Annotated in this window: 14 protein-coding genes; 4 read left to right on the top strand and 10 right to left on the bottom strand. The window is 41.3% G+C overall.

The window, feature by feature from the left end; all coding sequences use genetic code 11:
• The first annotated feature begins 249 nt into the window (after nucleotides 1–249).
• Nucleotides 250–585, top strand: a complete 336-nt coding sequence (locus R3E32_11330; GenBank protein MEZ4885310.1) for an STAS domain-containing protein — start codon at nucleotides 250–252, stop codon at nucleotides 583–585.
• 125 nt (nucleotides 586–710) lie between these two features.
• Nucleotides 711–1,190 (top strand): tail fiber protein, encoded by a 480-nt coding sequence (locus tag R3E32_11325; protein MEZ4885309.1) that lies wholly within the window; start codon nucleotides 711–713, stop codon nucleotides 1,188–1,190.
• A 1,024-nt stretch (nucleotides 1,191–2,214) separates the two neighbouring features.
• Here R3E32_11325 and R3E32_11320 read toward each other — a convergent pair.
• The 10 genes from R3E32_11320 to R3E32_11275 form a co-directional block, all read right to left on the bottom strand.
• Nucleotides 2,215–2,589 carry an AraC family transcriptional regulator gene (locus R3E32_11320; GenBank protein ID MEZ4885308.1) on the bottom strand — a complete coding sequence of 125 codons (375 nt, stop codon included), beginning with the start codon at nucleotides 2,587–2,589 and terminating at the stop codon, nucleotides 2,215–2,217.
• A 138-nt stretch (nucleotides 2,590–2,727) separates the two neighbouring features.
• Entirely contained in the window at nucleotides 2,728–3,642 is a 915-nt protein-coding gene (locus R3E32_11315; GenBank protein ID MEZ4885307.1) for a hypothetical protein, read from the bottom strand.
• Between the two features lie 198 nt (nucleotides 3,643–3,840).
• Nucleotides 3,841–5,382, bottom strand: coding sequence for a hypothetical protein (locus R3E32_11310; protein MEZ4885306.1), 1,542 nt, complete (start codon nucleotides 5,380–5,382; stop codon nucleotides 3,841–3,843).
• 187 nt (nucleotides 5,383–5,569) lie between these two features.
• A complete protein-coding gene (locus tag R3E32_11305; GenBank protein ID MEZ4885305.1) occupies nucleotides 5,570–6,505 on the bottom strand; it encodes a hypothetical protein in 936 nt (311 codons plus the stop codon).
• Between the two features lie 180 nt (nucleotides 6,506–6,685).
• Nucleotides 6,686–7,114, bottom strand: coding sequence for a hypothetical protein (locus tag R3E32_11300; protein ID MEZ4885304.1), 429 nt, complete (start codon nucleotides 7,112–7,114; stop codon nucleotides 6,686–6,688).
• 72 nt (nucleotides 7,115–7,186) lie between these two features.
• Entirely contained in the window at nucleotides 7,187–8,773 is a 1,587-nt protein-coding gene (locus tag R3E32_11295; protein ID MEZ4885303.1) for a tryptophan halogenase family protein, read from the bottom strand.
• A 41-nt stretch (nucleotides 8,774–8,814) separates the two neighbouring features.
• Nucleotides 8,815–11,376, bottom strand: coding sequence for an alkaline phosphatase family protein (locus tag R3E32_11290; protein ID MEZ4885302.1), 2,562 nt, complete (start codon nucleotides 11,374–11,376; stop codon nucleotides 8,815–8,817).
• Between the two features lie 94 nt (nucleotides 11,377–11,470).
• Nucleotides 11,471–11,665, bottom strand: coding sequence for a hypothetical protein (locus tag R3E32_11285; protein MEZ4885301.1), 195 nt, complete (start codon nucleotides 11,663–11,665; stop codon nucleotides 11,471–11,473).
• 63 nt (nucleotides 11,666–11,728) lie between these two features.
• Nucleotides 11,729–12,151: an IPTL-CTERM sorting domain-containing protein gene (locus R3E32_11280; protein MEZ4885300.1), complete on the bottom strand. Its 423-nt coding sequence runs from the start codon at nucleotides 12,149–12,151 to the stop codon at nucleotides 11,729–11,731.
• Nucleotides 12,152–12,559: 408 nt separating this feature from the next.
• The gene (locus R3E32_11275) at nucleotides 12,560–12,919 is read right to left on the bottom strand and encodes a helix-turn-helix transcriptional regulator (protein MEZ4885299.1); all 360 of its coding nucleotides are present in this window, start codon (nucleotides 12,917–12,919) and stop codon (nucleotides 12,560–12,562) included.
• A gap of 737 nt (nucleotides 12,920–13,656) precedes the next feature.
• Here R3E32_11275 and R3E32_11270 point away from each other — a divergent pair.
• Nucleotides 13,657–14,325, top strand: coding sequence for a hypothetical protein (locus R3E32_11270; GenBank protein ID MEZ4885298.1), 669 nt, complete (start codon nucleotides 13,657–13,659; stop codon nucleotides 14,323–14,325).
• A gap of 103 nt (nucleotides 14,326–14,428) precedes the next feature.
• Nucleotides 14,429–15,520, top strand: coding sequence for a hypothetical protein (locus R3E32_11265; protein ID MEZ4885297.1), 1,092 nt, complete (start codon nucleotides 14,429–14,431; stop codon nucleotides 15,518–15,520).
• The last annotated feature ends 187 nt before the right edge of the window (nucleotides 15,521–15,707 follow it).

The raw sequence follows: 15,707 nt of genomic DNA, 5'->3' as shown, positions 1-15,707 counted from the left end.
CCCCCCATATCTGCCAAAAATAATGGAAGTGAACTTGAAAAATTTTTTACAGAAAAAAACAAACAACGCACACGAATTATGGCAGATATAGGGGATTCATGTTTTATGGAGCAATCTATATTTGAGGCATAGTTTAATTTTAGAAAAGAATAAAAAATAAAATTTGGAGGTATCTGAAAATCCATTCAAAAAGTAAGACGCAAAGCCAAAAGCGATAGGGTAGGCATTCTGTTTTTAATAAAAAAAATCATGATTATTAATGTAAATTACATTCAAAATGTGGCCATAATGTCGCCAATTGGTAAGATTACAATTGGTGTCGGTGATGTTGCTTTGAGGAATAAAATAAGCGAACTTTTAGATGGAGGGCATAAAAATATAGTTGCCAACTTGAGTCAAGTCAGTATCATAGATTCTTCTGGAATTGGAGAATTAGTGAATGTTTACACTACGGTGTCAAATCAAGGCGGACAATTTAAACTTTGTGCTTTACCATCCAAAATACATAATCTTTTGGTGTTAACTCAATTAATTACTGTTTTTGAAGTATTTGATACGGAAGAGGAAGCTATTTTTTCTTTCTAAGGTTACACCTCGTTATCTAAAGAAATGTCTGAAATAGTCTATTGACCTATAAAAAACTTTAATAATTTTTTAATCCGCTTGTCCATAAAAACAAAACAAACAGACAGGCACAAATCAAATAAATTATGGGTGCGATGGCCACCAACAAAGGTGATAACGCTATTAAGCAGGGTCTCAAGTCCATTATGTGTGTGGAGGGTAATTTTCCCTCTAGAGGGTATCCCTTTGGTATTGTAGGGATGATTAAAATGTTTGCGGGAAATGACCATAGTGTTCCAGAAACTTGGTTAAAATGCAATGGAGCTTTATTGCCCATAGCAAAATACCCAGATTTATTTGCTGCCATTGGCAATAAATACGGCGGAGATGGCACTACGAATTTTGCGCTTCCAAAACTTAATCCAAAGGAAATGCAAGCCGAAAATTATGGAAACAGACCTTTGTTCTTGATTGCAACCAGAACGCTTGAGGAGAATGGCGAAAATAGCTACTTTACAGCGGAGGTAGTTTTATTTGGCGGAGAAACCCCTCCAACAGGCTGGATGTTCTGTGATGGACAGGATCTTCAAGTTAATGAACAGGATTCAGCCTTTATAGTCTTCTAGGAAATTACTATGGGGGGCATCTAGGACACTATTATACATTACCTAATATGAGTGCATCTGCAATAAGCGAGGGGGATGCAGCACCTAAATGGATCATTTGTGTAAAAGGACTATTTCCTTCACGCTCTTATTAAAGCGCACTCATTTTTTGGGGTAAGATTTTGTAGAAATAGATAGAGAAACCTTCCAATGGGAACGTAAGTAATAAGGCAAAAATAATTTTTTTTCACAATTTGAAGGTTTTTCTTCAAAAAATCTTCAAATCACTTCACTTATTTCGTCTATTGAAACATCGCTGCTTAAATTAAAGCAAAGTGGCTAATTTTTATAATTTCATTTTTGGTAAGAAAATAGATAAGACTTGTTTGAGTTTGTTGGTTGCCTAATTCAAACTCGAACAAGTCTATTCAAAACGCAAAATTTTTATTTAATCACTTTTAAAATACAATAGAATATGTCAGTATAAGATGAAGTAAAATCATTATTAGCAGATGAGTTGGGAAAAGATGAGTCTGAAATAAGTTCTGGATCCTTTATTATTGATGACCTCGGGATAACTTCCATAGAGGTTGTGGAGTTGGTCATGAGATTTGAAGAAAGATTTGAAATAGAAATTTCAGATAAAGATTTGGCAAAAATCAATACCGTTCAAGATGTGATAAAGTATATAGAAAATCACACGTAGTAGTATTAATATTTTGTTTTATTCCCAAAATATACTCAACCAATATCTTGATGCGCTCTTTTCTGACTAAAAGAGGCGCATCAAAAAATTACCTAAGAAACACGAATTAAATTTTCTTTTTATACTTCATACAATACAGCAGCAGCGCTGCGACACCGTTTGTAGAGACCAAATATATTGATATAGTCATAAGGGGCATAGCCCCGACACCACAGAAAATCAAGAACTTAATTGTGCCGAAGCTACGCTCCTATGATGGTCTTTTCAAACTATTTTTCTACAAATCGGTTCTGGGCTACGTCCCTGCTAAATGTAAAATTATTTACGTTACAGCATTTCTTATTTGTTTTGCTTCAAAATCTCCATTGGATGTACCCCAAATTCTGCTGTAAACAAACGTGTGAAATATTCGATTTTTTGATAACCCACCAATAACGCTAGCTCTCTGATGGTATGAAATTGACCTGTTTGGAGAAATTTATAGGCTTCCTGCAGTCGAATCTGGCGGATATAGAGATTGGGAGAAAGTCCAGTAAGTTCTTTCACTATTCGGTACAATTGCCTTTCACTGATAGAGAGTTCTTCTGCTAATGTAGAGTTGGTGAAATCGAATTCTGATAGGTTTTCCAAAATCAAGCGGTATATTCGTTTCAACCACCATTGTCTGTTAGAGGTTGTATTGTTTGCTTTCATTGGATGTTGTATTTCTTTCATCGAATCTTTTTTCCCAATAGACGTTTTGGCGTGCGTGAATTGAAGGTTTTTTGGAAAAAAAAATCAAAAAAACCGCCAAATCCAATCTTAGACCCAGCGGTTGACATAATTGAGAGCAATGTTCATCCATTGATTTTCCTATTCCTCCTCTCTCCTCGCTACCTTCCGCAAACTGAAATTCGGCTGAATCAAATAAATCGTGCCGAAGGTCATCAACAGCAAAGCAAGGTTGAGCAAGCCCCATTCTGAGAGGGTTGGGATGCTAGCTGGCGGAGATGCTGTTGCTCCTTCTCCTGCCAAAATCTTTTCCCCAGGCGTATCATTGTAAGCATAATCCAAAATGGTGACACAAGCCTTCGAATAAATATCCTGCCCTGCTTGCATATCTACTTGAAAATCTGCCTTTATCCGTACCCAAGCATAGTGGTCTTGTCCTCCAATCGGAAACTCCACCCCTATATATCCTGTTACCCCCTGAACATTTGGAAAACCAACCAACCAACTGGGTTCTCCTCCCTTGAACCAAGTAGTCGTATAAGTAGTACTATTATTAGTCTCTTCTTCAAACCCAAAACCAATGTAGTTATCATTTGTAGCACGGGTCACTGCAGAGCTAATTGTTGCGCCATAAGGCATGTTTCTGACTCTGTAGTAGGTGGAAGACTCAAGAGTATTGTAAGTAGAAACCCCCATAATTTTTGAGGCAGTACCATCATATCCCCAAGCAGAAAAAAAAGCTTGTCCTTGGTCATCTGTGCCATCCTCCTCTGCCGAAGCAGCTATAGTGAAATACATATCTTGCCCTGATAGGCTGCTAGTCTCTACCTGTTGTCCATCAAAGTCTATATAGAGATATCGGGTATTTTCTGAGGAACTATAACTACCATCTCTGACTTCAGTAGCTTCTACACATACTTCAAAGTCGGGAATGTCCACATATACGATGTCTGCCTCCGCCTGTTGAGGGGCGAGCGCCAAAAAAGCCGTCCCCAATGCGGAGTAGGCTTGTAGCTGCTTATGAAAATCTGTCTTTTTGTTTTTTTGTTGTTTCATAGAACGGTGTTCTTTTTGAAATGAAAAAATAAATTACTTAGCAAAAACGAAAAAATAACTTCCTCAATTGATACAAAGACGTTTTGGCGTGCGTGAATTGAAGGTTTTTTGGAAAAAAAATTCAAAAAAACCGCCAAATCCAATCTTGGACCCAGCGGTTGAAATAATTGAGAGCAAAGTTCATCCATTGAAGTATTCCTATTCCTCCTCTCTCCTCGCTGCTTTCCGCAAACTGAAATCGGGATTAATAAGGTAAATCGTGCCGAAGGTCATCAACAGCAAAGCAAGGTTGAGTAATCCCCATTCAGAAAGAGTAGGAACACTTGGAGTGCCACTGCCACTGCCACCGAAGCGCTGGGCATAGACTCCAACGTCACTTCCATCCTGTCCTTGGCTCGCCCAAGCAATGACGAAATCTCCATCGCTACTCATTCCTATAGCGGGCCTCCTCTGATCAAGAGGCGTGTATGTATTCACTTTGAATTCACTGCCTTGTGGAGTTCCACTGCTATCGAAGTGCTGGGCATAGATTGCATCTAAACTTCCATCAAAACCACCTTCTTGATAAGCACTTTCCCAAGTAATGGTAAAATCCCCATCACTGTCCATTCCTATGTCGGGATCATTCTGATCTTCATACGTGTTTGTATTCACCAAAACTTCACTTCCTTGTGGTACTCCACTGCTATTGTAGCGTTGCATAAAAACTCCATCGCCATCTCCATCAGTACCCTTCCAAGTAATGACAAAATCCCCATCGCTATCCATCCCTATCTTAGGGTGAGTCTGAAAACCTATTGTGGATGTATTCACCAAGAATTCGCTGCCTTGTGGGGTTCCACTGCTATTGTAGCGCTGGGCATAAACTCCGTAGCCATATCCATCCTGACCGTTACTCTGCCAAGCAATGACAAAATCTCCATCGCTATCCATCCCTACATTGGGAGTAGTCTGGTTGTTACTAGTGTATGTATTCACTTTGAATTCGCTGCCTTGTGGGGCTCCACTGCTATTGTAGCGCTGGGCATATATTCCCCTACTAGCTCCATCCTGACCATCACTCGTCCATGCAATGACGAAATCTCCATCGCTGTCCATTCCTATACTGGAAAAGACCTGATCATTAGTCGTGTATGTGTTTACCAAGAATTCGCTGCCTTGTGGGACTCCACTGCTATTGTAGCGTTGGGCATAGACTCCCTCGTCACTTCCATCTTGAGACTCACTCACCCAAGTAATGACAAAATCCCCATCGCTGTCCATTCCTACACTAGGTACATTCTGAGAATTATTCGTAAATGTATTCACTTTGAATTCGCTGCCTTGTGGAGTTCCGCTACTATTGTAGCGCTGGGCATAGATTCCAAAGTCACTTCCATCCTGACCATCGCTCCCCCAAGCAATGACGAAATCCCCATCGTCATCCACCCCTACACTGACATATTCCTGACTGTCAGTCGTGTATGTATTCACCAAGAATTCGCTGCCATTGGGAGCAGATACTTGGGCTTGTAGAATAGAGGGACCGCTGGTGAGTAGAGCGAAGGAGAAGGTGGTGGCGATGCCCCATTTTTGTAGTTGGGCTTCGTAGCGATGTAGCCGTTGTAGGCACATCTGGCGTTGTCCTTGGTTGAGGGATAGCCATGTGCCTTGTTGCCATTTTTTTTGAAGTCGGTGGCAATACTTGTGGTATTTTTCCAGTTTCCGTCTAATAATGCAAGGTAACGTTCTTACTGTCATGGTATTAAATATAATTTTAATAAAATAAAAAGAAAGTGCTTTAAAATGAGTTGAGTGATTTAAAGATTTTTGAAGTATATATAGCTTTCAAAAAAAGCAGATATCAGATACCTTTTAGGCATCCGATATCTAAAAAATTTGGTGCTTACATTTCTCGTCAAATATTTTCTAATCAAAACACTTCGAACTATTTGTCCTCCTCTCTCCTCGCTACCTTCCGCAAACTGAAATTCGGCTGAATCAAATAAATCGTGCCGAAGGTCATCAACAGCAAAGCAAGGTTGAGTAATCCCCATTCAGAGAGGGTTGGGATAGAAGCGGGACCAGAATCGCAAGTAATCGCTCCTCCTGATGTATGCCCTGCAAGAATCGGTTCGTTTGGACAGCTTTCATAAGCATAATCCAAAATGGTGATACAGGTTTTGGCAAACAAATCTTGCCCTGATTCCATTATGACTTCATTTTCCACTGTTACCTGTATCCAAGCATAATGATTGGAGCCACTGATTGGAAACTCCAATCCCAAATAGCCTGTCGTTTGTATATCAGTAAAGTCAGATCCCAACCAAGCAGGGTCACCTGCTTTATTGGCAGTTGATGTACCGTTTCCAGTTGAATAAAACCCTATTGATGCAATAACAGTACTGCTAGCACGGGTCACGGCAGAACTGATAGTAGCGCCATAAGGCATATTGCGAGGTTGAATAGAATTCGAAAAAGTAGTCTGAATTCCCATCAGTCTGCTGTCAGTACCGTAGTATCCCTCTACCCCAATCGCTCCACCAACAGATTGAATCTGAAAATTTTGAGAATTATATGTTCCACTATATACTCCAGCAGAAGCACTTACTGTAAAATACATATCTTGTCCAGAGAAAGCACTACTGCTCGAATCCTGCCCGTCTAAGTCTAAATATACATACCTTGTGCTTTGAGCAGAAGTATTAGGACCATTTCTGTCTATTGGACCAGCTTGTACACAAATTTGGGTATCAGGAACATCCACATACACAATATCCGCCTCCGCCTGCTGAGGGGCAAGTGCCAAAAAAGCAGTCCCCAATGCGGAGTAGGCTTGTAGCTGCTTATGAAAATCTGTCTTGTTGTTTTTTTGTTGTTTCATAGAACGTTGTTCTTTTTGAAATGAAAAAATAAATTACTTAGCAAAAACGAAAAAATAACTTCCTCAATTGATTCGAAGACTTTTGTAGTTTTCTGTTTGATAGGAAGTTGATTTTCTTCCCTCTAGCCGATTTTTAAATGAAACTACAAAAGTCTAAATTGAGAACTTATTTTATTGGATTTACTTAGTAGCAGCAGCCCTTTTCGCTTTGCTTTCTGCCTGTTTTGCCATTCGCTGGGCAGTCAACTCGTCCATTTTTTGGCGTTGTGTGGGTGTAAGCATTGCTCGAATCGCTTGTGTGCGGTCTTGCTTTGCTTGTTTCATCGCTGCTTTTTTGGCCTGTGGCGTTTTGTAGCTCGTTTGACGGGCTTCTCTCAAGTCCTTGTTCGTTCCCAAATAAATGTCAATGACCTTTTGGCTTTGAGCAGGGGTTAGTTGGTATTGTTTGGTCATTTGTGCCGCTTTTCGCTCGGCTCGCTCTTTGGGGGTCAATACTTGTATGTTGGGGTTGGCAGTCGCAGGAGCGGCTTTTTGCGCCCATACACCTGTTACATTCACCAACAATCCCATTACAAGTAGGAATAATGCTTTGGAAATAAAATGTTTCATCATGATGATAATTGATTAAAAATTATTAAATTGCTCATTTAGAGCGTGTTATTTTTCATTCATTCTTATATCTTACCAAGCCTTGTTTTTTTGAAAATTGGCGATACGTATCAATTGTTGAAAATATTCGGCTTGTGTAGGTAGTTTTTTTGCCATCTGTTCGCTTTGGTGTGCTACTTGCTTGAAGAAATTCTCTGCTTCTCGGTGCAAAGAGTGTTGCAGAATCGGCAGTGCCTTGGAGGGCAAATAATCCATTCCTGCCAAAACAGATACATAGTTGAAGCTCCCAAACAAGTCGTATTTGTGGTCAAATCCATCGGGCAAGAAGTGCTTCCATTCCTCCAATTTTTGCTGCAAAACACTCGGAATCTCGGTTTCCTGTTTCACTGCCTTCCAAAAAGGGGTGTCCGCTCGTTGGGTCAAGCAGTAGTGCAGCACCACAAAATCCTGCACATTTGCGTAGAGTTGGTTCATCGCCTTATTGTAGGTATCCTGCAATCGGCTGTCCATCGTTTGATCGGGAAAAGAGTACAGCAAATAGCGCAAAGCCAACTGAATCAATGCCAAATCGGTCGCTTCCAATGCTTCAATTTGTCCACCAGAAGCACCAATCGCCACACAGTTTTTGACCCACAAGTTTTGTTTTTTGCCTTGTTGAAGGTTTTGGTGGAGGGCAGTTTCCTGTTCGCTTCGGTCGCCAATGTGTTGGCGCAGTTCCATTTCGGCAGCCTCTTTCGATGCAAATTGGCTGCTGTAAGTATAGGTATAGGTTTCGCAGATTTGTATCGGAATATGAGCAAGCCAACCTGCCGAAAGTGCTGTTGCAGTGGTGTAGGGCTTCAAACCGCCTGCCGATTGGTTGTAGCGGTTGTTTTCTCCATAGGGCAAGGTGATGCTTACTTTTGCATCACAGCGCAAGTGATTGGAGTAGGAATCCTCTTTTTCTTGTAGTGTTTGACCCAATAGCATTGAAGTCTCGCCTGTACAATCTACGTACAAATCAGCGGTCAATGCACCATGTTCTTCGGTTTGCACTTGTCGAATTGCGCCCGATTCATCCACATCTATTGCAGCAACATCGCCTACCAAATGATTCACTCCTCTGTTGGTCGCATACTTTTTGAGTAGCTGAACCATCAATTGAACATCCAAATGATGGGCATAGGGCAAGGCTCTCGACCGACCTTCCGAAATCGCTACTTTGGGCGTTTTCATGGCTTTACAAACCGCTACGGCTTCTTGTAGCGATTCGGCAAACGAAGTTTCCTCGCCCTGATGGTGTTTGTGCAGCCAATGTTCGGTCAGTGCAAGTCGCTCGGCTTGATGGTTTGCCACATTGCCGAGTGTGTGCCAATAAGAATCCGCTTCGCTGCCGTCTTTCCATCCTTCAAAGAGGGTTGCCATTTTGAAAGAAGCATGACAGGCTCCCATCCAAGTTTGCTCGTGAATGCCCAAATAATTGAAAAAACCCCTCAAAAAGGGCAGACAACCAACTGCTTGTGGGGCAGAGTTGTCTCCATTTTCATTTGCGGCTTCAATGAGGCTAATGTTCATCGTGGGTTCGGTGGCATTGAAGGTTTGGTTCAAATAGGCAGCCGTCATCCAGCCTGCTGTTCCACCTCCTACGATGAGTATGTTTTGTATTTTTTGATGTTTCATTTATGGTTGTTTATTTTTTTTATTTGTTATCCCTTAGTCCACTATTCGCTCACCACCTCCGATTTTTCCCGATACAAACTCGCATCTACCACCATTGCCATTTTTTCCAAATCCAAGGGTTTTTCCAAAAACTCCTGCACTTGTTTGGCAACGGTTTGTGGAAATTCGATGACCTCTCGGTGTGGCACGAATAGAAATTCTACATTTGGGCGGTTTTGGTAGGTGTCTTTCACCTTTTTGAGCGTTTCTTCAAACTGTATTCCGAGGCGGTAAGAAAAAGTGCCTTTTTTGAGTTTGCCATCTCGCTGCAACATTTTGTGCTGGGATTGAAGCACTTCGTCAATATCTCGCTCCATAAAGATGATTTTGTAGCGATAAATCCTCGGCAAATGGAACAGCAAATGTGCCACAACTTTGACGAACTTATCGCCTACTTCTGCCAAGAAATCCGTGTTGCGACCCATTTTTTTGACCGCTTCGTGTTCGTAGTAGCCCTTTTGGTTGCTATCATCTGCGCTGCGTTTTCCATCCGTAAAGGCTTCCATCCCACCAGCTTCGAGCATTTGCATCATCATGGAAGTGCCTGAGCGGGGCAAACCTGACACGATGACCATTTCGGGCAGCGTATAGTCGGGCAGTTGCGCCTTGTAATAGGCTGCTCGTTCGGGTCGTGGCAGTTGGTTTTCGTAGAGTTCTACGAGTTGTTGTTTGGGGTATTTGAAGCGGGGATAGAGGTGAATGGCTACTTCATACGCTTTTGCAGCATGTCCGTATTGCTTCAAAGCCAATAGACTATCGCCTAAATCTCGGTGGGCATTGGGCGAAAAATAGCGCAAACCGATGGTCTTCAAAAAGTGGGTAACGGCTTCTTCTTGTTGCCCCATTTTGGCGAGTACCAAGCCTTTTCCATGCCATGCGTGGTTGTCTTCTGGATTGTTTTGAAGTGCCAAATTGTAGCAGTTCATTGCAGCCTCCCATTCTTTCAAATGGCGGTAGCAGTTTCCAATTTGAAGTTGCAGCCCAGGATAGTCTTTTTCTTGTTTTTCTGCCTGTTTGAGGTATTCCAAAGCCTGCTCTGTGTTGCCTTCTTGGGTCACGATTCGGGCTTGATAGATTAGGAGTGTGACGGTAGGTTTTTGCTGCCGAGCACGCAGGTGTTGGATGGTTTTTCGGGCTTTGGCGGTTTGTTTGGTTTGCAGATAGCAGTTCGCCAATCGAATGGAGTAGTGCGATTGGGTGGGATTTTTTTCTTGCAGGTCTTCCAAAATCGGAATGGCTTCGCTGTATTTTCCTCCGTCAATGTAGGCACGGGAGAGGTAAAACTGACGGTCGTTGATGGTGCGTTGGATGTTTTTTTCTTCATCGGGCCCTGGTGCTTCAATGTAGCCCAACTCAACAAGTTGGTCTAAGGCAGCTTTGGAGGCTTCGGGGTCTTCGAGTTTGTCTTTGGGGTGCATCCCACATTCGCCCTCCACTTTTTCCCAACTTTCGATGGTTTTGATTTTTTTGGGCTGGGCAAAGGCTGTACTCAATACCTTACCGTCCATGTCTAAGCCTATCGGTAAGTCCATGAGATGCAGCAAAGTGGGTGTTACATCTATCAGACTTGCGCCATAAATGCGCTCGTCTTTTTTGATGCCAGGCCCTTTCATCACCACAATACCGTAGGGGCTGTGTTCCCATGCAGGGCCCGCCGATTCTCGTGGCAAGTTTTTGGGGCGCAGGTGGTCGGGGTGAAAACCGTGGTCGGACACCAACATAACGGTGGTGTCTTTGCCTGCCAATTCGAGCAGTCTGCCGAGCATGAGGTCGTGGTATTGATAGCCTGCCGTGACAACATTGTGGTAGGCATCAAAATCTTTTTGAGAGATGTGATCTTGTTTGGGCGGATGAAACTTCATAAATCCATGCCCAAAGTGGTCAATGGCATCGTAGTAAACAGCGACAAAATCCCATTCTTCTTGGTCCAAAATGTAGGTAACTGCTGAATGAATGGTAGTGCAGTCTGCAATGATTTTTCGGAGGCTGTTGATTCTGCCCTGGACTTTTTTATCGCTTTGATCCATTTTGTGGCCATTGGGCAAAAAGGGTAGTAAGTGGGCGTGTGTAAGCTCGTGTGGATGCAGCCTCAAAGCGGCAAATAAGTCGGCTTTTTCGGCTGGGTGAACGGTTTCGGCAAGCAGCGGCCAAGGTTCGGTGATGGGGGCACTGGCTCGTTGGTAGAAGTTGGACACATACACACCGTTGATGGGCTCGGCGGGATGCGAGGGCCACCAACCGACTTGATGGGTTTTGTAGCCTTCTTGGGTGAGCATGTTCCAGATGGCTTTGACCTTTCGGGAGGTGATGTGAACGGGGCGAACGCTTGTGCCTGAGGGGTCGGGTTCGGTGAAGCCGATGATTCCGTGTTTGTAGGGGCGTTTGCCTGTGGAAATGGATGTCCATAAAGTTGGAGATAGAGGTGGGTCGAGGGTCGCTAAATTGCCCATCACTCCTTCTTCTACCATTTTCTGCAAATTGGGCATCATGCCTGCATCCATTAGTGGGTTGATGGCTTTCCAGTCGGCTGCATCCCAGCCTATTAAGAGTACTTTTGGTTTCATAGGATTCAGTGATTGATGTTTTGTTTACATCCAAGTAGGAAATACTCCAAATGGATTGAGTTGTCATTTTTACCTGACAAGCAGTTTTTTATTATTACCCAAAGGTAGAATATCGCTTTTTATTAGTCAAAAAAAACACCCCCCTCATTTCTGCCAAATACCCCCACATATCTGCCATTTTGAGTAAGTTCCTTGTTATTTGATGCCCTTTTTCTGCAAAACCTCCAAAGGAGTTTGTCCAAAGGCTGATTTCCGATTCCTGTAGATATTCTTCAAAAAAAACCTCCAAAAGCCTTAGCTATTGAAGGTTGTATAGGTGAGAAGCACTTTAAATTGTATAGAAGGAACAAACTTATCTTCCTATCCTTTCTTCCACATTGGGCTGTACCAAATACAAAGTACCAAGGGTCATCAACAACAAAGCCAAGATGATTAAACCCCATTGAGAGAGAGTGGGAATACTTGCTGCTGCTGGCTCCGCCGCTGCACTGATCGCTACTTCAAAATCTAAATCTTGACTTGTATATGAGGTAAATGATCCAAAAAAAACTTCGTAAAAAATTCCACTTGGCTCATCGTCAAGTGCAGCAGCGTAAATAAAATTAAAATTTGTACCTGCTGTAATGTCAAAAGCATAATCGTTGCCTCCTGTTACAGGGAAAGGAGTGTTTAAAGTAACAGTCACTGTTTCAAATCCTCCTGCTGTGTTAAAGGTTTGATAAACAGGACCACCAATAACGGCACTAGGAGGGGCAGTAATTGCAGCTATCCTCAAGTCGTGAGTACCTGCACCATCCGAATCAACATTAAAAGTAATGCTCGTAATATTTCCCGATTGACAAGGCTGAAACGATTGACCAAAGACCCCACCTGTATTATTGTTAAAGCTAGTATTTCCATAATCAACTCCATGTACGGTACATTGAGCATTTAGGTCAGAAGAACAGAACAGAACAGAACAGAAAAATAATGAAAAAGTATTTGTTTGTCATGAGAATGGAATTTAAAAAAATAAAGAAAAAATGAAATTTCCGAAGTTTGTTTGTGCTGCTTCCATAAAAATTGTATAGGCAAGCCAAACAACTCACAAAGGTAAAATGTCGCTTTTCATTACTCAAAAAAAACACCCCCTTCATTTCTGCCAAATACCCCCACATATCTGCCATTTTGAAGAAGTTATTTGTTATTTGATGCCCTTTTTCTGCAACACTTCAAAAGGAATTTGTCCAAAGGTCGATTTGAATAAGTGGGTGAAATACTCTGCGTTTTGAAATCCCACTTTAGCTGCCACTTCTTTTACGGTGCGGTATTCTCCCGATTGAAGGAATTGATAGGCTTTTTGCAGTCGAATGTGGCGCACATAGAGGTTGGGCGACATTCCTGTGAGGTTTTTCACCATTCGGTACAATTGTCTTTCACTAACAGATAGTTTCTCCGCTAACAGGGTATTGGTCAAATTGTAATCGGATAAGTGATTCAAAATCAATCGGTTTATTTCTTTCAACCACCATTGCCTGTTAGAGGTCGTATGAATTGCTTTCATTGGGTATTGTATTTCTTTCATCGAACTTTTTTACCAATAGACGTTTTGGTGTGCTTGGATTGAAGATTTTTTGGAAAAAAAATTTGTGTTTTTGAAATTTTCTTTTGGCTATGCTTTGCAGGTGAAAGAATCTTCGGTAATCTATGGGGATAGTGGTTTGAGGTAGCTTTGATACCTGTAGATATTCTTCAAAAAAAAACTCCAAAAGTTGATACCAATGCAGGTTGTATATTGAGAGTGCTGATTTAGACTTTAGAAGTTTGGTCTGAAAGCATAGGGAGTGTTTGAAAATCAGTAGACTATAAAAAAATCTCTCGAAGTCTTTATGCCAATTGTATAGAAAGACCGAACTTATTTTCCTAATTTTTCTTGCATATTGGGCTGTACCAAAAACATAGCTCCTGCGGTCATCAACAACAAAGTCAAGATAGTTAAGCTTCATGGATAAAGAGTGGGACAGCTTGTACTGGACTTGACGTTCCACTTATCGGTACTCCAAAATCCATATCTAAAGTTGTCAGTGGGGAAAAATTACTGGTGTGTCAATTGTACAAAAAAAAAGCTACTTTTTTCTTCAAAATAACCTACTCAAAACGTCTATTAGGAAAAATGGAGTTACACTCTTTCATTCTATTTTGGAAAACCTATTCCAAAACAACCGAGAGAGCGAAGAAGGAGAAAGCCCAAAAAATAGAATTTATTTTTCATCACTACTTAAATTTTCAAACTCACTATACATGAAACAACTCAAAAAAATATTTGAAAAAATGGAAAACCTGAACATGGAAAACCGCATTCTATATGCTTATGCTATGCACCTTTCAAGAGTAGATGAACTACCTTCTGCACTGGTAGAACACTTTTGGAATAATAACAAAAGCAGACAACAAATCATCGAATTGTATCAACTGTACGATACTGCGATGATTGCAGCGCATCCTCACCCTTTTTTTTCAAGCGATTCAAAAGAGCGATACACTACACCCATTGACTGGGAAAACTTAGATGAGGTTTTGGAAGTCATTCTTAGAACTGCCTTGTCAGAACAGACGAAACCCAACCGAGCGATGGAACGCAAAATGGCGGTAAGTTTTAAAACAACATCTTCCGCTCTCCATGTTACTGCGCCTAAGAAGGATGCTGTATGTATTGGAGTTATTCATTTTGTTTTCCAACAGGCGATTCCTCAAGACGCTGCACTTCACTTCAAGAACAATCAAGGCGAAACAAGCGGACGATATGAAGTAGCAAAAGGTAGTACTCAATTCCGCATCTCAATTGTTGCCACCAATCTATTCCCTAGTGGTTTGTATTATTGGACGCTATTAGTTGGCAATATTCAGATGACCAATAACTTGTACATCTGCACGGAAGAAGATGCAAAAAGGTTATTGGAAAAGGCATAATGGACATTGGGTAGTACCTTTGTGCTTTGGCTAAAATTTGAATAGAAAATAATTTTTCACTTCAATTACTTAGATTTGCTGCTCATTTATAAAAGCAATAAGCATGAAATTACACTTTAATCTATCCTATTTCCTATTCTTCTGCAACATCTTATTTTTACTACCCAGCTGCAAAAACCTACAAAAAGCCCAACAAACTTCAACCACCATTCTCCCCACCTCCAATATCCAACAATTGAAGGACGGCAAAACGGTGGAATACATGACCAAAGAAACGGGGCAAAAAATCATCTTGAAGGATGAATTAGAGCCATTTTTTGAAGAATTGGGAGATTTAGAGTTAGAAATCAGATTGATGAAAAATTTAGAAGAAAGTGCCAGATCTTCAAATATTCAAGCGTTCAAAGACCGAATGGCAGCGAGTGTACAAGAATGGAAAACGGACGAATTGACGTTTGTAAAAGAGATTTTTGAAGAAGCTTATTCGCTTTGCAGTCAAATCACCTTATCTCTTTTTCCCGATAACCTGCAATTGATTCTCACCGATGGCAGTGAAGAAAACGGAGCTTTTTATACCCGTGATGCCGCCATCATCATTCCCCGTCCGACGATGCAGCGAATGAACAACGAAAAAGGAAGAGAACGTTTTTTGCAGACCATGATCCATGAAGTATTCCATGTCTATTCTCGCCTACATCCTGATAAAAAACGTCAACTCTATGAAACCATCGGCTATGAAAAAATCGAAAATCTCAACATCGGTTCTATGTTGCAAAAACGCAAACTTACCAATCCCGATGGCGTGGACTACCGATACAAAATTAATGTGGTGAAACCTGATGGAGAGGCTGTTCCAGTGATTTTGATGATTTATTCCAAGCACCCTGAATTCACTTCCGAAAACGGCAATTTCTTCCAATATCTCGCCTACGATTTGTTTGAGATTAAGCAGGTTAAAGGCGGATGGCAAGTAGTCGATGGCGATGAACCTACTCCTTTGGGGATTCAAAAAGTGAGTGGTTTTCGGGAGCAAATCGGCAACAATACCGACTATATTATTCATCCTGATGAAGTATTGGCGGACAATGTGGCGATTATGGTGATGACTCAGAAAACAGGTAAACTGCCGAGTCGAGTCGATGAAGATGGGAAGAAGCTGTTGGAAAGGATTGAAGGGATATTGAAGGAAAAATAATTACATAACTACAAAATGCCATAAATTTTTCACTATTAAATAATTGCAAAAAAATCTCTGCAAAATGCTCGCAAGCACTTGTTAAAAACCTGTTAAACGCAACCCAAAGTAACTTCATTCGATAACTAATAATCTATCTTAGTAACAAGACAGATTCTTCGTCTTTTAATTTTGGACTACAGTATAA

The organism is Chitinophagales bacterium, assembly GCA_041392475.1.
Taxonomy (GTDB): Bacteria; Bacteroidota; Bacteroidia; order Chitinophagales; family UBA2359; genus JAUHXA01.
This window is presented reverse-complemented; position numbering and strand designations above follow the sequence as displayed.